The sequence below is a fragment of the Campylobacter concisus genome, from assembly GCF_003048375.1.
Classification (GTDB): Bacteria; Campylobacterota; Campylobacteria; order Campylobacterales; family Campylobacteraceae; genus Campylobacter_A; species Campylobacter_A concisus_T.
Map to the genome: position 1 here is coordinate 1053511 of NZ_CP021642.1, position 18853 is coordinate 1072363.

Annotated in this window: 17 protein-coding genes; 8 read left to right on the forward strand and 9 right to left on the reverse strand. The window is 40.9% G+C overall.

Features of this window, described 5'->3' with window-relative positions:
* Both CCS77_RS05220 and flgH read right to left on the reverse strand, forming a co-directional pair.
* Positions 1-1146 (reverse strand): hydrogenase small subunit, encoded by a 1146-nt coding sequence (locus tag CCS77_RS05220; protein WP_107916777.1) that lies wholly within the window; start codon positions 1144-1146, stop codon positions 1-3.
* Between the two features lie 345 nt (positions 1147-1491).
* Positions 1492-2199, reverse strand: a complete 708-nt coding sequence (gene flgH / locus CCS77_RS05225) for a flagellar basal body L-ring protein FlgH (protein ID WP_002940928.1) — start codon at positions 2197-2199, stop codon at positions 1492-1494.
* A 66-nt stretch (positions 2200-2265) separates the two neighbouring features.
* On the opposite strand from flgH, the gene pta reads away from it, so the two are divergent.
* From pta to CCS77_RS10485, 4 genes are read left to right on the forward strand one after another with little or no spacing between them, the layout of a single operon-like run.
* A complete protein-coding gene (gene pta / locus CCS77_RS05230; protein ID WP_107916778.1) occupies positions 2266-3633 on the forward strand; it encodes a phosphate acetyltransferase in 1368 nt (455 codons plus the stop codon).
* A 1-nt stretch (position 3634) separates the two neighbouring features.
* Positions 3635-4828 (forward strand): acetate kinase, encoded by a 1194-nt coding sequence (locus CCS77_RS05235; protein WP_107916779.1) that lies wholly within the window; start codon positions 3635-3637, stop codon positions 4826-4828.
* Positions 4829-4830: 2 nt separating this feature from the next.
* Complete coding sequence (locus CCS77_RS05240; RefSeq protein WP_021085106.1) at positions 4831-5892, forward strand: tyrosine-type recombinase/integrase; 1062 nt, start codon at positions 4831-4833, stop codon at positions 5890-5892.
* 51 nt (positions 5893-5943) lie between these two features.
* On the forward strand, positions 5944-6438 hold the full coding sequence (locus tag CCS77_RS10485; protein ID WP_201741700.1) for an NINE protein: 495 nt from the start codon (positions 5944-5946) through the stop codon (positions 6436-6438).
* A 189-nt stretch (positions 6439-6627) separates the two neighbouring features.
* Here CCS77_RS10485 and CCS77_RS05250 read toward each other — a convergent pair whose 3' ends face one another.
* The 7 genes from CCS77_RS05250 to CCS77_RS05280 form a co-directional block, all read right to left on the reverse strand.
* Entirely contained in the window at positions 6628-7080 is a 453-nt protein-coding gene (locus tag CCS77_RS05250) for a hypothetical protein (RefSeq protein ID WP_107916780.1), read from the reverse strand.
* Entirely contained in the window at positions 7077-8501 is a 1425-nt protein-coding gene (locus CCS77_RS05255; protein WP_107916781.1) for a Mur ligase family protein, read from the reverse strand. Before CCS77_RS05255 ends, CCS77_RS05250 begins: the two co-directional genes overlap by 4 nt.
* Positions 8498-9283, reverse strand: coding sequence for an alpha/beta fold hydrolase (locus tag CCS77_RS05260; protein ID WP_107916782.1), 786 nt, complete (start codon positions 9281-9283; stop codon positions 8498-8500). The genes CCS77_RS05255 and CCS77_RS05260 overlap by 4 nt, the downstream gene beginning before the upstream one ends.
* Positions 9273-9503 (reverse strand): type II toxin-antitoxin system Phd/YefM family antitoxin, encoded by a 231-nt coding sequence (locus CCS77_RS05265; RefSeq protein WP_002942153.1) that lies wholly within the window; start codon positions 9501-9503, stop codon positions 9273-9275. Before CCS77_RS05265 ends, CCS77_RS05260 begins: the two co-directional genes overlap by 11 nt.
* A gap of 64 nt (positions 9504-9567) precedes the next feature.
* Positions 9568-10608 carry a D-alanine--D-alanine ligase gene (locus tag CCS77_RS05270; RefSeq protein WP_107916783.1) on the reverse strand — a complete coding sequence of 347 codons (1041 nt, stop codon included), beginning with the start codon at positions 10606-10608 and terminating at the stop codon, positions 9568-9570.
* Between the two features lie 11 nt (positions 10609-10619).
* Positions 10620-11174: a Holliday junction branch migration protein RuvA gene (ruvA, locus tag CCS77_RS05275; protein WP_107916784.1), complete on the reverse strand. Its 555-nt coding sequence runs from the start codon at positions 11172-11174 to the stop codon at positions 10620-10622.
* A complete protein-coding gene (locus CCS77_RS05280; protein WP_107916785.1) occupies positions 11174-13105 on the reverse strand; it encodes a flagellar assembly protein A in 1932 nt (643 codons plus the stop codon). The genes ruvA and CCS77_RS05280 overlap by 1 nt, the downstream gene beginning before the upstream one ends.
* A 121-nt stretch (positions 13106-13226) precedes the next feature.
* On the opposite strand from CCS77_RS05280, the gene murJ reads away from it, so the two are divergent.
* Genes murJ through CCS77_RS05300 form a run of 4 tightly spaced genes read left to right on the forward strand, consistent with a single transcriptional unit; the run spans position 13227 to position 18851 of the window.
* Positions 13227-14627 (forward strand): murein biosynthesis integral membrane protein MurJ, encoded by a 1401-nt coding sequence (murJ, locus tag CCS77_RS05285; protein ID WP_107916786.1) that lies wholly within the window; start codon positions 13227-13229, stop codon positions 14625-14627.
* Positions 14614-16008, forward strand: coding sequence for a cysteine--tRNA ligase (cysS, locus tag CCS77_RS05290; RefSeq protein ID WP_107916787.1), 1395 nt, complete (start codon positions 14614-14616; stop codon positions 16006-16008). Before murJ ends, cysS begins: the two co-directional genes overlap by 14 nt.
* On the forward strand, positions 16001-17725 hold the full coding sequence (locus CCS77_RS05295; RefSeq protein ID WP_107916788.1) for an ABC transporter ATP-binding protein: 1725 nt from the start codon (positions 16001-16003) through the stop codon (positions 17723-17725). Before cysS ends, CCS77_RS05295 begins: the two co-directional genes overlap by 8 nt.
* 52 nt (positions 17726-17777) lie before the next feature.
* Positions 17778-18851, forward strand: coding sequence for a quinone-dependent dihydroorotate dehydrogenase (locus tag CCS77_RS05300; RefSeq protein WP_107916789.1), 1074 nt, complete (start codon positions 17778-17780; stop codon positions 18849-18851).
* Positions 18852-18853: the final 2 nt, after the last annotated feature.

Sequence of the window (18853 nt, forward strand, 5' to 3'; positions counted from 1 at the left end):
TTATTCTTTATCTTTACTCATACAAGCTAGTGCAGCGTGAGCCGCTATGCCAACACCAGCAAGTGCTAAAATTCCAATGCCTATTTTATCACTTACATTATCAGCGCCAAGCCCCAAAACAGTGTCAAATAGCCTATCAGCCATCGGCTCTTCAAACGGCCCCATCGTATCCCAGAAGTCTGGCTCTGAGCAGCCTATACAGCCGTGACCTGCTTGAACTGGCCATGATGTGTGTTGATTAAATCTCTCGCGTGAGCAGTTGTTAAATGTATATGGGCCTTTACAGCCTACTTTGTATAAGCAGTAGCCATTTTTTGCACCCTCATCGCCAAAGCTTTGGACAAACTCGCCCGCATCAAAGTGACCACGTCTCTCACAAAGATCGTGAATTCTTAAGCCATAAGCCCATTTAGGTCTGTTATAAACATCAAGTGCAGGCAAAGTGCCAAATAGCAAGTAGTGAAGCACGTTGCCAACGATGTTTTTCTCGCTTGGAGGACAGCCTGGCACGTTTATGACTGGTTTATCAGTCACCTTTGAAAGTCCGACTGCATTTGTTGGATTTGGCTTAGCTGCTTGGATACCGCCAAAGCTAGAACAGGTGCCAATGGCAAAGATAGCAGCCGCGTTAGCAGAGGCATTTACGGCGTGAGTTTTACCGCTTGTGCCGTGAGGTCCGACTGTTAAAAAGTGCTCAGTTGCTCCAGTTGGGACGCCACCCTCAACTAGCAGGATGTATCTGCCTTTATATTTTTCTATCGCATGCTCTAAATTTTCCTCAGCCTGCCAGCCAGCAGCCGCCATGATAGTTTCGTGGTATTCAAGGCTTATGTAGTCAAATATAAGGCTATCTATGCTTGGAGCGTCAGTTCTTAGCAAACCCTCGCTACAGCCAGTGCATTCTGCCATATGAAGCCATATCACTGGGAGCCTATCGCTTAGCTCAGCAGCGCGAGCAACCATCGGCGTCATCGCACTTGGCAATGCCATAAAAGCTGTCATCGCACCAGCCCACTTCATAAAATCACGCCTAGTAAAGCCCTTATCTTTTAAAAGCTGCGCAATACTAGTGTCATTTTTCATCTTAGGCAATGCACTAAGTTCGCTTAAGCGTCTATTTATCTTTTGACGCAAGTCATTATTCATATAAGCTCCTTCGTTAGAAATTTGTTTATTTTGTATCTTATCTTTTTTAAAGAAGACAAATATTATTTTATTCTATTAATAATTATATTTAAATAAATTTTAAAATAAAATTTTAAACGCCTTGTTATCAATAATCTTAAAATATGCTAAAAAATAATATTTAGTAAGAATTTATCCCATTTTTACAAAAGATAAAGCAAAAATCCTATTTTTCTGAAAGTAAATATCAATTCAAATTTTTAATAATTTTTAAAAAATATAATTTAGTATATTTAAGAAGAAAGGGCTTTGAAGTATAAATTTTTAAAAGCCTAAATGGGTTAAATTTAGGCTTTTAAATTTGCATTAAAATGGCCAGATAGCCTCCATAAGCCTTGTGCCCCAAGGTTTTTTGGTTGATTTGTCTAGCTCGCCCTCGGTTTTATACAAAATTTTGGCGTCAGCTATGTATTTTGAGTCGATTTCGTTGTTTTGCGAGATGTCGTAAGGTCTGATGACGCCACTTACTTGCATGATCTGTTTTTCGCCATTTATAAGTAGCTCACGGCTGCCCTCGATGAAGTAGTTGCCGTTGTTTAAGATCTTGATGATCCTAGCTGAGATGGTTGCGGTAAATTTCTCGCTTCTGTTGCTAGTGCCACTACCTGTAAATTTATTGCCGCCACCTGCTTTAAAGCCGATGTCGCCGTATTTGTTTAGATTATCAGCCACGGTTGAAAGTGGTGCGGCTCCAGCTGTGAAAACGCCACCGCCAAGCGAAATGGTGCTATCTTTATTGGTGCTTTTGCTGCCGCTTGAAATTTGACTTGCATTTTCTGAGATGACGATGGTTACGATGTCATTTACATTCATCGCTTTTCTATCTGAAAAAAGAGGATTTTCGCCCTTGCCAAAGAGGCTGCCAGCGTTGCTTTGACCGCTGCCACTATCTTTTGAAGGGAGTTGCTCGACATAAACTGGAGGTTTCATATTGATATGAGGATCTGCACTTGGGGTGCAACCTGTGTAAAAAATGCCCGCAAATGTGACGAGCCAAATCTTTTTATAGTTCATAAAATGCCTTAAAATAAGTATCTTTGTGCTAAGATTAAGCAATTTAAGTTCCCAAAAAGGTCACAAATGAAAAGTTGTTACATTTTTTCAGACAAAAATCTAGCATATTTGCAGGAAATTATAGCTACAAAATTCAAAAAAGTTGAGATCTTTAAGATAACTCCAGACGCAAACGACAAAAAAAATCTAATAAATTTAAATGAAAAGGAATTTTTTTTAAAATTTATAGATAAATTTGAAGAGCTAAAGGAGAGAAGCGACTTCGTCATAGTCGTTGGCTGTGAGAGCTTTAGCCTCTTTGGCAAGAGCGAGCTAAATTTAAAGCTAGCTAGAAATTTAAACGCTCCAGTCTTTGACGAAAACGCAAGCGAGCTAAGGGCGCTAAATTTAAACTCAAAGCTTCTAATAACTGATAAATTTGATGAAATTTTAAGCTACAAAGCCGAGATCATCACGCCATTTAAATTTCAAAGCCTGCTTCTAAAAAGAGCCAAAGCAGCAAACAAAACAGTCGTTTTGCCTGAAAGTGATGATGAGAGAATTTTAAAAGCAGCTCACATCGTGCTAGAAAAAGGTGCGGCAAATATCATCTTGCTAGGACTTGAGAGCGAAATTTCAAAAAAAGCAGCCACTTTGGGGCTAGATTTAAGCAAAGCCAAAGTGCTAAACCCAGCGCAAAATGAGCTAACAGATGAATTTGCAAAGAAAATTTATGAGCTAAGAAAGCACAAAGGCGTGGATGAAGCCAAGGCAAACGCGCTTGCAAAAGATAAAATTTACTTTGCCACGATGCTAATTCATGAAGGCATAGCTGATGCTTTGGTAAGTGGCGCTACGATGAGCACGGCTGATACGATCCGCCCAGCCCTTCAGATCATAAAAACAAAGCCAAATGTAAGCGTGGTAAGCGGGGCATTTTTCATGGCGCTTAAAGAAGAAATTTTACTCTTTGCAGACTGCGCCGTCACGCCAAACCCAAGCGCGGACGAGCTAGCTAGCATCACGCTAAGTAGCGCTCAAACAGCAAGTGCCTTTGGACTTAGCCCAAAGATCGCCATGCTAAGCTACTCAACTGCTGATAGTGGCAGCGGGGCTGATGTGGAGTTTGTAAAAGAGGCTGCCAAAAAAGCAAGCGAGCTTAATGCGAATTTAAAGATCGCAGCGCCAATTCAGTTTGACGCGGCAGTTGATCTAAGCGTGGCTAGCAAAAAGATGCCAAATTCCGATGTCGCTGGGCAGGCAAATGTCTTTATATTTCCAAATTTAAACTGCGGAAACATCTGCTACAAAGCAGTTCAGCGAAGCGCAAACGCCCTAGCAGTAGGCCCGATACTTCAAGGGCTAAAAAAACCAGTAAATGACCTAAGCCGCGGCTGCCTCGTCGAAGACGTGGTAAATACCATCTTAATAAGCGCGATACAAGCAGGAGAGTGATATGAGAATTTTAGTTTTAAACTCAGGTAGCAGCTCGATAAAATTTCAACTTTTTGATATGCAGACAAAAACGAGCCTAGCAAGCGGTCTAGTCGAGCAAATCGGCAGCTCTAGCTCAAGAGCGGTGCTGAAGGCAAATGGCGAAGTTTATGAGGTAAAACGCTTCATAAAAGATCACCACGACGGACTTGAGGCGATGAACGAGCTCTTTACCACCTCACATACACTGCACGATCTAAGCGAGCTTGACGGCATAGGACACAGGATAGTGCATGGTGGCGAGAGCTTTTTTAGCTCGATGATCGTTGATGAGAGCGTCATTAAAAAGATCGAGGAGATAAGCCCGCTTGCCCCACTTCACAACCCAGGCCACCTTGCTGGCATAAAAAATGCAATGAAAGAGAGTAAAAATGTCCCTCACGTGGTCGTTTTTGACACGGTTTTTCATCAAAGCATGCCAGAGTACGCCTACCGCTATGCCCTCCCTTACGACGTTTGCAAGACTCATCACATTAGAAAATACGGCTTTCACGGCACATCGCACAGATATGTCTGCAAGCAAGCAGCCAAAATGCTTGGCATAGAGTTTGATAAATTTAACGCTATCTCGCTTCACTTAGGCAACGGCGCCTCAGCTTGTGCTGTGCAAAATGGCAAAAGCATCGACACCTCGATGGGTCTTAGCCCACTTGAAGGGCTCATAATGGGCACAAGAAGTGGCGATATGGACCCAGCCGTAGTCATCTACCTGCTAAATATCGGCGTTTTAAAGTGGAACGAGATCGATAACTTTTTAAATAAAAAGAGCGGACTTTTTGGAATTTGTGGCTCAAGTGACATGAGAGAGGTCGTAGCTAAGATGCAAAACGACGAACGCGCAAAGCTTGCATTTGATATGTTTTGCTACCGAGTGAAAAAGTACATCGGCTCATACTACGCCATTTTAGGGCGTGTTGATGCGCTCATATTTACTGGCGGTATCGGCGAAAATGCGCCAAATACAAGGCAAAAAATTTGTGATGATCTAAAGCATCTTGGCATCCACATCAACCACGAGCTAAATTTCTCAAACGAGCGAGGCGAGAGGTGCATAGATGAAGAAGGCGCTAAGATAAAAACGCTCATCATCCCAACCAACGAAGAGCTTGAGATCGCCATAGAAACAGCCAGAGTGATAAAAGAGAGAACGCTTTAAGTATGAAATTTCCGCTTGACTGCAAAGATAGTTTTGAAAACTCATTTATATTTTGGCTAACTCGCTATGTCAAATTTAAGCTTAGCTCGCTTTCAAACAAGGAGCTAAGAGACCCAAAAGCACTTGCAAGTGTAAATTTTGCCTTAAGCCGCGAGATAAAAAACATAGAGCAGCTTGATGGGCTGGTAAAAAGCGCAAGAAATGCAGGACTAACTGGCATAAATACCTACTTTAATCCGCTTAAAAAGATATATGAGACGATGAAATTTTATGAGCTTAGCAGCCTAAAACAGATAGATGAAGAGTTGCTAAGTGAAATTTTAGCAAGCACGACTGGCGGACTAAGTGACGCGAGCAAGAAAAACTACAGAATTTCAGTGATAAATTTCTTTGCCTTTTTAGACAAACAAAACGAAGAGGACGGCAAGGCTCATGTTTTTGATATAAATTTAAAAAACTGGGGCGGCGTTAGTGGCAACAAAGGGCAAAAGCTGCCTGAGTTTATGGGCGAAGAGGAGGTCAAGAAATTTCTTGAGGCGATCGAGGAGAGCGACTTTAAGCAAAACTCAAACCGCAACAAGCTAATCATCAAGGTCATTATCTTTACCGGAATTCGTGTGAGCGAGGCACTAAATTTAAAGAGAAAAGATATCACTGAAGATGGCGATCTTTTTATCATTAGGATCCGCGGCAAAGGCAACAAATACCGCATAGTAATGATAAAGCGACACCTAATCGAAGCTCATCTAAACGCAATCGCCATAAACTACATCAACAAAGAGGGCTATCTTTTTATAAATAAAAAAGGCACGAGGCTCACGCAAGCTTATGTTAGCCGCATAGTTGAGCAAATTTTATTTAAAGCAGGTATCAGAAAAGAGAAAAATGGCGCTCACATGCTGCGCCACACCTTTGCAACGATGCTTTATAAAAAGCAAAAAGACCTAGTGCTAGTGCAAGAAGCTCTTGGGCATGCAAGCCTAAACACCTCGCGAATTTACACGCACTTTGATAGTGATAAGCTAAAGCTTGCTGCAAAAGTGGCTGAGGATCTGGCAAACTAGGCTAAATTTAGATCAAATTTTATATAATCCACCTTTTAAAAAGGAGAGAAAATGAATGCAAATTCTATAGTTTTGATGTTGCAAGATAAGCTACCAAAGAACTTTGCCCTGCTAAAAATGCTAGAAGATAAGCTAGCCTCGCTTGATGAGAAAAAGCTTAATGAGCTAGCGCAAAAGCTGCCTAGCTTAAATTTAAAGTCGCCAGCCATTGTCTTTTGGGTGGGTAGCTTGATCTTTGGCGCTTTTGGCGTAAACCGCTTTATGACAGGGCAAATTTGGCTTGGAGTGCTAAAACTTGCCCTTTTTCTAGCTCACATTATCTTTATTATCATCATAGCAGGAGCTGCGATTGATGCCATTGGAACTGCCACAACAAACCAAGATGTGCAAAACGCCGTAGTGATCATCGGTGCAAATAGCTTTATAATTAGCATTTTGGGCTTAGTCATAAGCATCTGGTGGTTTGTCGATCTTTTTATTACCGGCAAAGTGGTGAGAAGTCAAAATTTAGAGAAAATTTTAAAAGCCATAGACGAGCAAGCCTAAATAATACTTTGCCTCGCGGTATAAATTTACTAAAACCCCTGCTTATATCAAAAAGTGCGTAGTTTTAACGCAAAATGCGGCTTGTCTTTATGTCTATTTTGTATTAGCCGCTTTCATAAAGGCGGCAAATTTAAATTTGAAATTTTAAATTTGATGTGAAATTTAGCCTGCCTGCAAAGTCAAATTTGACTATTTTTTAGCCTTTTGCTCTTCTAAATTTTCCATAGTCTTATTTGCTTCTTGCTCTTTAAACTCTTCAAAAAGCTCATCATATCTAGCTTTGGCGTTTTCGTAGACACCAGAAGGCAGAGTGATGTTTAGATCGTCCCTTAGGCTCATCACGTCATCGCAGGCATTTTGATAGCCAAGGTCGCAGCTTTTCATAAAATAACTCACGCCAAGCTCGATATTTGAGTGCTTTTTTAGATCACTATCCATCTGCTCGTTTATCTCTTCATTTACAAACATATCGCCCAAAGCCTCGCACGAAAGCACATCTTTTTGCTCGCAACCATCGTAAAAAATTTCATACGCAGTTGCGTAGTCTCCGGCATTTCTAGCCTCATTACCCCTATCGTAGTCATCGATGTCAAAGCCTGAGGCTAAGCTTAAGATTAGAGCTAAAAAAACTATCTTTTTCATATAAAACTCGGTGCGTCGTTTGAAAATAGTATAAGATCGCCAGCATGCGTGTTTTGGGCTAAAATTTCTTGCATTTTGTTCTTGTCCTTTAGGATGATGATCTTTGGCTTTACGATGTGTTTTAGCAGAGTTTGGGCGTTTAGCGAGCTTGTGATGATGACGAGGTCGAAAATTTCATTTATTACCTTGGCCAAATTTGCATTTTGCTCCGCATCGCTCTCGACGATACCAGGCGTTAGCAGCACTTTTCTACCAGAGTAGGTGCTTACTAGCTCGTAGCTTGCGCTCATGCCTGAGAAATTTCCATTGAAGCTATCATCGATTATCAGCTTGCCGCCAGCCTCGATCTTGCTTAGGCGGTGCTCGACGTTTTTCATCTTAGATAGCGCCTCTTTTATCGCCTCATCGCTCATTTTTAGGTAGCTTGCGACCTTGATGCAAACGGCTAAATTTGTAGCGTTAAATTTACCAAGTAGCGGCGAGGCGTAGTTTTTGCCATCAAGCGTAAATGAAATTCCATCTAAATTTGCGTTTATATCTTTTAGGTTTTCATCGTAAATTTCTAAATTTTGGCTTGGCTCTTTTTTTGTCGAGCTATGTAAAAATGCCATTTGCAAGCGAGCGCTTTGAAGTGCTTCAAGCTTTGTCGCGCGGATATTATCAAGCGTTTTAAAGTACTCAATGTGTTGCGCGCCGATCTCGCCAACGATGACGATTTGTGGATTTAGAAATTTGGTGATCTCTAGGATGTCGCCCTTTAGTCTAGCGCCTGCTTCTGCGATGTAAATTTGCGTTTGCTCACTTAAATTTTCATTGATATCTTTGATGATGCCGGCCATTGTATTTACGCTGCGAGGCGTTTTATAGCAGACAAAGCTATCTTTTAAAATTTCAAATAAGAAATTTTTGATACTCGTTTTGCCGTAGCTTGCGGTGATTAAAATGATCTTTAGCTCTTTGTTTGCGCCAAGTTTTTTAAGCGCCCTGTTTTTAAAGCCTTGAAATTTGATCTTTTCTAAAATTTCACTAAAAAATAGGCTCACAACCAAGACAAAAAGTGGCATCGGAGCCAAAAACGCCTTGTGGATGATGAAATTTAAAGCGTAGTTTAAGATGATAGCGCAAGCAAGGATGGCAAAAAAGTGCTTGATCCTGCCAGTAAAGACTAGCTTTTTATCAAGTTTTTTATGCCAAAGATAAAGAGCTGGCAAAAGCGCAAAGTAAAAATAGATAAAAAACCACTTGCCAGTCGTGTAAAATAGCACCAAAGGCACGATGAAGAAAAGGACGTGCCAAGCAGGCTTTGTGAAGTGAAAGAGCACGCGCTCAGGCCTATATGAAAACCACTGAAAGCAAGTGATCACATAAAAAGCAAGCGCAAAGATAAATAAAACTGTGCTTAGACTTAAAAATATACTCATCTTATCTCCTCGATCCCGCTCTCATCGTCATCTAGCACGACATTTTTTGCTTCATTTGGCTCAAAATTTATCCCTTTTTCTATCTCGTCGCTTATAAATTTAGCGTGGAGCAAAAAGAAAAAGTGATCGCCACTAAGCGGGAAAAATGAGCTATTTTTAATAAGTCTATCTATGCTCTCGCCGCTTGTTACAGGCGTTGCCTTGTCATTTTCACCCCAAAATATAAAAGCCCTGCCCCCAAAATCGGCAAAATGCTTTGTAAAATCCTCATCAACGACGTTTTTTAGGGTTTCATACATCACTCTGCTCATGCCGCTCACATCTTTTGTGGCAAAGAGTTTATAAAATTTACCAAAGCCAAATATCTTTAAAATTTTAAAAATTGCTATCTTTGCTTGCACGATAAATGGCTTTTTTACAACTATACCAGCAGAGCTTAAAAGCACTAGATATGGTGGTTTTAGAAGCGTTGCGACCTTACCGCCAAAGCTGTGTCCTGCGATGATGTCTGGTTTTATGCCAAGCTCAGCGCAGAAATTTGCAACGATTTTTGCGTAGTCGCTTGTTCTTAAGGGCTTAAAAATGGAGCTTTTGCCAAAGCCTGGCATGTCGATATAGACGTGGCAAAAGTCATTTAGATAGTGCCCAAAAGCCTTTTTCATTATCTCTTTGTTTGCGCCCCAGCCGTGCAAGAAGAGCACTACCTTTTTGCATTTTGGATTTACTACTTCGTAGCTGATCTCATACTCGTCTGAGCCGTATTTGACTGCCCTACTCGCCATCGTTTTCTCTCTTTTTAGCAGCATAAATGCTCTCAAGCACGCTTACAGCCTCACAAAGGCGCTCATACTCCTCCATATTTAAAAGGACTGCTTCAAATTTATTGTTTTTAACGATGACAGCACGTTTTAGCTCGCTAGCTCCCACACGTGAAAGCACTGAGCTAAAATTTCTAACCACCTCGGTTGCTGTATAAATTTCATCTTTTGTAAAAGTTACCATTGTCGCTCTTTATGTAAAATTTTACGTAAAATATCACAAACTACTTTATATATCGCTAAATAGCCTAGAGCTTACCGCTACCTTTTACCGAAGTGATCGAGTTTATAAATTTATAATCAATCTTTATCTCACGCTCTTTTGGAAGTGAGTTTGCAAGGGCATTTAGCGTGCTTTCAAACTCCTCAAATAGGTAGTTTGCAAGGCTTCCTGGGTTTGGATTGATCTCATTTAGATAGACCTCGTCATCTATCACGAAAAAGTCGCATCTAATGATCGCTCCGTCAAATCCACAATCATAAATTTTAGAAAAGTTAAATTTAAGCTTTTGTTTTAGCTCTTCAGAAATTTCCGCCTCTTTTACCTTGTTTTCGTTTGAAAAACTTAGATATTTTTGCTCGTAGTCAAGAAATTCTTTCTTTTTTGGCTCTTCGACGATAGAAAATTTGATCTTTCCATCGATCCTGCAGCCTGCAAGGTTGTACTCTTTGACGCCTTTTATAAAGGGCTCTACCAAAACATCTTTGTCAAATTCAAACGCCACGTCTTTTGCGTAGGCAAGCTCACTATCATCATGCACGACGCTCACGCCGATGCTGCTGCCTAGCCTTGCTGGCTTTAATATAATAGGATAGTGAAATTTTGGCTCGCTTTGACGAGTTAGCATCTCATAGTCAAGCGCCTTTACACCAGCCTTTTGTGCTAGAGATTTAGTAAGCTCTTTGTTGTAGCTAAGCGCGCTTGCTTCAAGCCTTGGACCTATATATTTGACTCCGTAAAAGTCAAAAAGTGCCGCTATCTTGCCATCTTCGCCGTCCATACCGTGGATCAAATTTATAATGACGTCACATTCAACTTTGTTTGCGCCAAAAAGCGAGTGCGCGTAAAAGCCGCCCTTTGCTAAAGATAGCTTCTTTGAGTTTTTGTATTTGCCAGAGCTAAAGAAATTTGCCCTCATATCTTTTTGCTCGATCAAGTAAAAGTCCCTATTTGCATCGCAAAATATAAATTTTAGCTCCTGTTTTAGGACGTTTTTTAAAACTATCGCGCTTACTATGCTTATCTCATGCTCAAAACTCTTTGCCCCAAATATCACGCCTAAATTCATCTTTTTTATCCTTATCCTAGTTTTTTAAGTGCCTCTTTTATAAGATCGCTCGTGTTTTCACTCTTGCAATCAGGCAAAATTTTCACTATCTTCTCACGTTTAAAGCCAAGTGCCTCAAGTGCCAAAAGCGCCTCATTTTGGTAGCTTGGCACGCTCTCATCGTTTATAAGTTTAGCGTCACTTAGCTCGGCTATTATGCGCCTAGCTGTCTTTGGTCCGATGCCTGGCACACTTTTAAAGGTGTCTGCGTCGCCACTTATTATGGCGTTTGTAAATGCCTGCGAGCTAAGGCTTGAGCAAACCGCCATCGCTGTGCTAGCTCCGATGCCATTTAGCTTGATAAGCATCTCAAACATCTTTTGCTCGTTTGCGTCTAAAAAGCCGTAGAGTAAATTTGCGTCTTCTCTTATGACCTGCGTTATGGCAAGCTCGACCTTTTCGCCTTTACTAAGTTTTGCTGAGCAAAAAAGCGAGATGAAAATCCCATAACTTACGCCGCTATTTATCTTAAGTATGGCAAATGCGGGTTCTTTTTTTGTAACGACGCCTTCGATTGCTTTTATCATCATTTGACCTTTTGTTCCATGAAATTTATATCCGCGTAGTCTTCAAGTTTGTTTGACTTTTTGATCTTGTATTCGACCTCGCCGCCGTTATCAAATTTATCTAGCGTGATGACGTGGGCGGTCTCGTTTTGCTTCGAGATGTAGGTGACATTTTGCGGAGGATCGACGATGACAAACCTTATCTCATTTAGCTCGATCCAGTTGCCTCTGTTTATCACTTTGGCTGAGAATATGCCATTTTGCATGATCTCAAGCTCATCTTTTAGATCAGCCAAAAGCTCTTTTTTCTCTTTAAATATCCTAAGCAAGGTGTTATACTCATTAACGAGCCCTTGATACTCTTTTAGCTTTTTCATAAACGTAACTGGCGGTATCACTTTGGCTTTTGAGAGCTCCTCGATCTTAGCTTTTATCGTATAGATCGAGTCTTTGTTCTCGTTGATGACGTTTTTCTTGCTCTCTATGTTTTTTAGAAGCGTAGCCAGCTCAGACTTGGTGCTTTCGATCTTGCTTAGCTGATCTTGCGTAGCCTCCACACTCTCAGGCATCTTGCTAGCGTCAATGATAAATTTATTATCAGTGCCTCTTAGGTATCTAACGTCGATTAGATGCGAGGCTGTGATGGTGCAGTTTGAGCCAAGTGTGTCTATCTGGATATTTTGAGCTGTTATAGAGCCACCAACTACGCTATTAATTTTTACTCTTTTTGCTATGACAGTGCCACCTTCAAGCCTATCTATCTCGACGCTTTCAGCCTCCACCTTGCCGATGTGGATAGAAATTTTGGCGTGTTTGGCGTAAATTTTAGCCTTTTGGTGAGTTTGACCGCCGATATTTACATCATTTGCTTTGACCATCGCATTTGCGCCGACGTTTCCTTTTACCTCGATCTCGTCAGCCTCCACGATGATGCCAGTGCCGATAGCATCTTTTATAGTGTCAGTCTCACGAACTACTAATGTGACGTTTGTGTCGGTGCCTGCTTGGATCGAGCCAGTCGTTTTAAAATTTGCTTCATTTATCTCTATGCGCTCTTCTATATCAAAAGAGCCGTTTTTCTCGACCACGTAGCCTGCTTTTTTAGCGATATATTTTATACTTTCATCATTTTCTACGCGCTCGATATTTTCGCTTATGCTTATCTCTTTTTCACTATCTTCTTTTGGCTTTGGCACCTCTATAAGTTTGCCTCTTACGTCGCGTCCATTTGCCCCTTCGTGAGACTTTTTCTCTTCCATGATAAGCTCATCTTTTGCCACGCCAAAGACAAAGCCCCTATCAGCGTAATCAACCTTATCTTCTTCTTTTATATCATCAAGCTTATCTTTGTAGTAGTAGATGATCTTTGCGTCGATCGCTTTTTTAGGGTTGATGCCCTGGGTTAAATTTAGCGTGTAGTCCTTGTCAAGCTCGCCTTTTACGTGGATTATCGAGGCGATTTGCTTTAGCTCCTCTTTTAGCTTGCCGATCCTTATGCCTATTAAAATTTGAGCTTTCATGAGCTGCTTTGCGATGTATTCATAAAGCTTATCTTCGTAGTGCTGCTCGTATTCGCACTCTTTGCTCGCTCTAACCTTTGCGATGACCTTTGTTATGGTTGAATTTACGCCGATGTCGATCTTTGGTAGCTTTGGCGTGGCATTTAGCCTCACGTCAAAAAACTCCACGTCATAGACCTGCTCGATCTCTAGCGTCTCGTCAAGATAAAATGTGTTGTCATCAAAAAAGCTTAAATTTTCTTCAGGGACAAAAACTGGCTCGACGTTATCTTTATTTTTATAGTATGTGAGGATGTTTGAAAGCCTAAAATCCACAAATTCTACCGGCACGCTGTATTGTTTGCTTAGCTCTTTAAGCGATAGATAAGGTGTTGAAGTTTGAATTTGCGTTGGCGGTAAAAATCTCTCGTTTTCTTGCACGTTTTCGCTCAAATTTGATCCATTTCACATAAAATTTTGGCTCTTATTATCTCTAAAACTTTATTAAATTTGGGTTATGTAAGCTTTAAAGCATCTTTTGTTACTATTGCGTTTTAAATTTACTAGGTGGGCGATGTTTATAAAAGGCTTTTTTTCAAACTCAGTTGGCATCATGACTTCAAGGATTTTAGGGCTTATGAGAGACCTTTTGACGGCCTCTATCCTTGGTGCTGGCATATTTAGCGACCTTTTTTTTATAGCATTTAAGATACCAAATTTATTTCGCCGTATCTTTGGTGAGGGCGCTTTTACACAGGCATTTTTGCCAAATTTTACAAATAACAAGAAAAAAGCGATCTTTCAGGCTGAAATTTTCATCAAATTTCTACTTTTTATAGGTATTTTGACGCTTCTTGTAAATTTATTTACGCCTTACTTTATAAAGATCATCGCAAGCGGCTTGAGCGAGCAAAATATCACAGACGCAGTGCCACTTGTGCGCATAAATTTCTACTATCTAGCCCTTGTCTATATCGTCACTTTCATGGGGGCACTACTTCAGTATAAAGGGCACTTTGCAACGACTGCGTTTTCTACTGCACTGCTAAATTTAGCCATGATCGCTTCACTACTTTTGGCTCGTGGCAAGAGCGAGAGCGTGGTCGCACTTTATCTTAGCTTTGGCGTCGTTGCAGGCGGCATTTTGCAGGTTTTGGTGCATCTAATCGCTATGAAATTTAACGCCTTAAATAAAATTTTTTGGGGCGGTCTAAGCGGATATTTTAAGGGCAAAAGAGCGCAGGGTAAAGGCTTTTTCATAAATTTCTACCACGGCTTGCTTGGCTCAAGTGCGATGCAGATAAGCGCATTTATGGACACTTGGTTAGCTAGCTTTTTAGTAAGCGGCTCGATAAGCTACCTCTTTTATGCAAATAGAATTTTCCAGCTCCCACTTGCTATCTTTGCGATCGCGCTCTCTCAGGCACTCTTTCCAAAGATCACTAGGCTTTTAAAACAAAAAGATGAAGCCAACGCCCTAGTTTGGACGAAAAAGAGCTTTTACCTGCTTCTTTGCGCCCTGCTAGCAGCCACGATCGCAGGCGTTGTGCTAAGTGAGTTTATCATCTGGCTCTTGTTTGAGAGAGGGAATTTCGTAAGGGCAAACACGACCGAGTGCGCCAAGGTGCTAAGTGCCTATTTGGTGGGGCTCACGCCATTTGGACTGGCTAAAATTTTCTCACTTTGGCTCTATGCAAATATGAAGCAAAAAGAGGCAGCCAAAATTTCTATCATCTGCCTTGTGATAAATTTGATCCTAGCAGTCATTTTGATGCAGAAATTTGGAGCTGCCGGCCTTGCATTTGCAAGCTCGCTCGGGGGATTTTTACAGCTTATTTTATATATAAGAGCCTTTGGAGCTAAGCGATTTTTAGCTATAATCGAGCCTAAATTTATAGCCGCTATCGCTATTTTGGCGGTTTTGCTCTATTTTGGTTTAACATTTTTAAAGGATATATTTAATGCGAATTTTTGATACTTCTAAAAGAGAAAAGGTTGAGTTTAGCCCTATTAAAGATGGCGAGGTTAGCATCTACCTGTGCGGCCCAACGGTCTATGACGACGCGCATTTAGGACATGCAAAGTCAGCCGTTAGCTTTGATCTTTTAAGAAGGGTCTTAAAAGCGCTTGGCTACAAGGTCAAATTTGCAAGAAACTACACCGACATCGACGATAAAATTTTAAATAAAATGGCGCAAACTGGCCAAAGCCTAGAGGAGATCACAAACAAATATATAGCGCACTACGAGAGCGACATGGGCGCTTTAAATGTGCTTGATCCAGACTTTAAACCAAAGGCTACGCAGTGCTTGGAGGCGATCATTAGCTACATCAAGGTGCTTATGGATAGAGGTGTGGCGTATAAGACGAGCGATGGAATTTACTTTGATACGAGCAAGGATAGTGGCTATTTTAGCATTAGCGGTAAGGATAATAACACCGATCTAATCGCGCGTGTGGCAAGTTTTGGCGAGAAAAGAGATGAAAAAGACTTCGTGCTTTGGAAATTTGACGAAAAATGGTACGAGAGCCCATTTGGCAAGGGTCGCCCTGGCTGGCACACCGAGTGCGTGGCGATGATAAGGGAGTTTTTAAGCGACAAAGAAAATGATAAATTTGAGATCGACATCCACGCTGGCGGCATCGACCTACTCTTTCCGCACCACGAAAATGAGGCAAGCCAGTGCAGATGTGCCTATCACAAAAATTTGAGCAAATACTGGATGCACAATGGCTTTATAAAAGTAAATAACGAAAAGATGAGCAAGAGCCTAAATAACAGCTTTTTCGTAAAGGACGCCCTAAAAAACGTTCATGGCGAAGTGCTTAGATATTACTTGCTTACAAGCCATTATAGGGCGCATTTTAACTATTCAGATGAAGACCTAGTAGCTTCAAAAAAGAGACTTGATAAAATTTACCGCCTCAAAAAAAGGGTTGATGGCGTGCAAGCAGGTGCTATAAACGAGAGCTTTAAAAGCGAGCTACTTGAAGCGCTAAGTGATGATCTAAACGCCTCAAAGGCGCTTGCAAGCGTCGATGAGTTTGTAAAAACGGCAAATGAAAGACTTGATAATAATCCAAAAGATAAAGCTTATAAGGCTGAAGTGTTAGCAAATTTGGGTCTTATAGGCGAAATTTTAGGCATTGCTATCACAAACTATGTGGAGTATTTTCAGTTTGGCGTAAGTGACGAGCAAAAAGAGCATATCCAAAAACTGCTTGATGAGCGCGCGGTAGCTAAAAAAGAGAGAAATTTCGCAAGGGCTGATGAGATAAGAGATGAGCTAGCAAAGATGAATATCTCTATCATGGATACGCCAAATGGCGCGGTTTGGGAGAGAAATAATGAATAATTTTGGCTTAAAAGATGTGCTAAAGCGCTTTGGTCCATATTTTAAAGATTATATCCCACACTTTATTTTTGCCATCATCGGCATGGGTCTTGCCAGTGGCGGAACGGCGGTAAGTGCCTATCTCGTTGAGCCTGTGCTAAATAAAATTTTCGTTGAGAAAAACGAAAAGTTGCTCTACATCTTGCCTTGCGCCATCATCGCGATCTACGTTATAAAAAACATCGGAACCTTCATGCAGGCCTATTTTACGGCATATATCGGGCAAGATACGATTAGGAGATTTCGCGAAAAGATGGTTGCAAACCTTTTAAATTTAGATATGGATTTTTTCAATGAATTTAGAACTGGCGAGCTAATCAGCAGAACGACAAACGACATCGACCGCATAAGATCGATAGTCTCAAGCATGATCCCTGAACTTACGAGGGAATTTATAACTATCATCGGGCTTCTTTGCGTCGTTGTCTATCAAAGTCCAAAGCTGGCATTTTTCGCCCTTGTTGTCATGCCAGTAGCGATCTATCCGATCTCGCGCCTTGCTAAAAGGATGAAAAAAATTTCAAAGCAGTCACAAGAAAAAACATCTGACATCACCTCTGCACTTAGTGAAATTTTTACAAATATCGAGATAATCAAAGCAAATAACGCCCAAGAATACGAGCATTCACGCTTTGTTGATGAAAATAATAAATTTTTTAGGCTAAATTTAAAAAGCGTAAAGATCGAGCAGCTAGTAAGCCCGCTAATGGAGACCATAGGCTCAATAGGCGTGGCAGCTGTTATAATAATAGGCGGCAAAGACGTCATCGACGGGCATATAAATATGGGTGCATTTTTCTCGTTTTTAACAGCGCTTTTCATGCTCTACACTCCGCTAAAACGCATCGTAAATATCTACAACAAGATGCAAGACGCCATCGCAGCAAGCGAGAGGACCTTTTTCTTGATGGATAAGGTAAGCCAGATAAAAGATGGCCAAAAAGAGCTAAACGAAGAGATAAATTTGATCAAATTTAACGACGTCCGCCTAAGCTACGGCGACAAAGAGGTCTTAAAAGGGATAAATTTAGAGGCAAATAAGTCAGAATTTATAGCCCTTGTTGGCTCAAGTGGCGGCGGAAAAAGCTCGCTTATGAATTTGCTTATGAGATTTTACGATGTAAATGGCGGAGAAATTTTGATAAATGGTATAAATTTAAAAGATATCAAAATTCACTCACTTCGCCAAAACATCGGCCTTGTAACCCAGCGCGTATATATCTTTAACGACACAGTTGCTAAAAACGTGGCTTACGGCAGAGAATTTAACGAAGATGCCGTGATAAACGCACTAAAACTAGCAAATGCTTACGAATTTGTAAGCAAGCTTGATGATGGCATAAACACTATCTTAAATGAATTTGGCACCAACCTCTCAGGCGGCCAAAGACAGCGTATCGCCATAGCTAGAGCGCTCTATCAAAACCCACAAATTCTCATCTTTGACGAGGCTACATCAGCACTTGATAATGAGAGCGAAAAAGAGATCACAAAGGCGATAAATAATCTAAGAAGCAAGAAGATCATCTTTGTCATCGCTCACCGCCTAAGCACGGTTGAAAATGCCGATAAGATCGCGGTTTTAAGTGATGGCAAGATCATTGATAGTGGAAGCGACGAGGAGCTTAGCAAGAGAAATGAAATTTATGCAAGACTTAAGGGCAAAGCCTTAGTTTAAGGCGATTTTTGCTAAGATTTGCAGAAATTTTAGGCATTTTAAAGAGGTTAAAATGAGCTTAAACTACAATACTTTAAAATCTATATTTTTCAAATTTGATCCTGAAACTGCCCACAAGATCGCTGAAGTCGCGATGGTTGGGGCAAATAAAATCTTCCCTGGCTCGCTAAGCTTTTTAGCGCACAAATGCGTGGTCGATGACAATGCGCTAAAACAAAATTTATTCTCAAGCACCTACCACAACCCAGTTGGCATAGCTGGCGGCTTTGATAAAAACGCCACGATGTTTGAGGCGCTAACGGCTCTTGGATTTGGGCATTTAGAATTTGGCACATTTACGCCAAAACCGCAGCCTGGCAACGCAAAACCAAGGCTTTTTAGGCTCATAGACGAAGAGAGCATCCAAAATGCGATGGGCTTTAACAACGAAGGCTGTGAGGCTATCAAAAATAGAGTAAAAAAGATCTATCCTTTTACCATACCGATCTGGGCAAACATCGGTAAAAACAAAGTTACACCAAACGAAGACGCGATAAAAGACTATGAAATTTTAGTAAGAGAATTTAGCGAAATTTGCGATACATTTGTCATAAACGTTTCATCGCCAAACACGCCAAATTTAAGAGCGCTTCAAGATGAGAGCTTTATAAAAGAGCTTTTTAGCGTCATTTTGCCTCTCACTAAAAAGCCGATCATCTTTAAAATAGCTCCAGATATGAGCCACGAAGATGCGATCAAGCTTTGTAGCTGCGCGGTAGAAAACGGCGCTAGCGGCGTGCTTGTTTCAAATACAAGCGTTGATTATTCGCTCTCTCACTCATCAAATTTAAAGGATTTTGGCGGACTAAGCGGCAAGGTGATCGCCAAAAAGTCAAAAGATATCTTTAAAGCCGTAGCAGACGAGCTTTATGGCAAGACGACGCTTATCGCGTGTGGCGGCATAGATAGCGGTGCAGAGGCTTATGAGCGCATAAAAATGGGAGCAAATTTAGTCCAAATTTTTACAAGCTTTATCTTCAAAGGGCCGATGATCGCAAGGGATATAAATTTAGAAATTTTAGAGCTTTTAAAAAAAGATGGCTTTGCCTCTATCAGCAAAGCAGTCGGCGCAAACGTTAAAAAATAGAG

Coding starts and splice junctions, on each gene's coding strand:
- CCS77_RS05220 (WP_107916777.1), bottom strand. CDS start 1,146: ATGAATAATGACTTGCGTCAAAAGATAAATAGACGCTTAAGCGAACTT.
- flgH (WP_002940928.1), bottom strand. CDS start 2,199: ATGAACTATAAAAAGATTTGGCTCGTCACATTTGCGGGCATTTTTTAC.
- pta (WP_107916778.1), top strand. CDS start 2,266: ATGAAAAGTTGTTACATTTTTTCAGACAAAAATCTAGCATATTTGCAG.
- CCS77_RS05235 (WP_107916779.1), top strand. CDS start 3,635: ATGAGAATTTTAGTTTTAAACTCAGGTAGCAGCTCGATAAAATTTCAA.
- CCS77_RS05240 (WP_021085106.1), top strand. CDS start 4,831: ATGAAATTTCCGCTTGACTGCAAAGATAGTTTTGAAAACTCATTTATA.
- CCS77_RS10485 (WP_201741700.1), top strand. CDS start 5,944: ATGAATGCAAATTCTATAGTTTTGATGTTGCAAGATAAGCTACCAAAG.
- CCS77_RS05250 (WP_107916780.1), bottom strand. CDS start 7,080: ATGAAAAAGATAGTTTTTTTAGCTCTAATCTTAAGCTTAGCCTCAGGC.
- CCS77_RS05255 (WP_107916781.1), bottom strand. CDS start 8,501: ATGAGTATATTTTTAAGTCTAAGCACAGTTTTATTTATCTTTGCGCTT.
- CCS77_RS05260 (WP_107916782.1), bottom strand. CDS start 9,283: ATGGCGAGTAGGGCAGTCAAATACGGCTCAGACGAGTATGAGATCAGC.
- CCS77_RS05265 (WP_002942153.1), bottom strand. CDS start 9,503: ATGGTAACTTTTACAAAAGATGAAATTTATACAGCAACCGAGGTGGTT.
- CCS77_RS05270 (WP_107916783.1), bottom strand. CDS start 10,608: ATGAATTTAGGCGTGATATTTGGGGCAAAGAGTTTTGAGCATGAGATA.
- ruvA (WP_107916784.1), bottom strand. CDS start 11,174: ATGATAAAAGCAATCGAAGGCGTCGTTACAAAAAAAGAACCCGCATTT.
- murJ (WP_107916786.1), top strand. CDS start 13,227: ATGTTTATAAAAGGCTTTTTTTCAAACTCAGTTGGCATCATGACTTCA.
- cysS (WP_107916787.1), top strand. CDS start 14,614: ATGCGAATTTTTGATACTTCTAAAAGAGAAAAGGTTGAGTTTAGCCCT.
- CCS77_RS05295 (WP_107916788.1), top strand. CDS start 16,001: ATGAATAATTTTGGCTTAAAAGATGTGCTAAAGCGCTTTGGTCCATAT.
- CCS77_RS05300 (WP_107916789.1), top strand. CDS start 17,778: ATGAGCTTAAACTACAATACTTTAAAATCTATATTTTTCAAATTTGAT.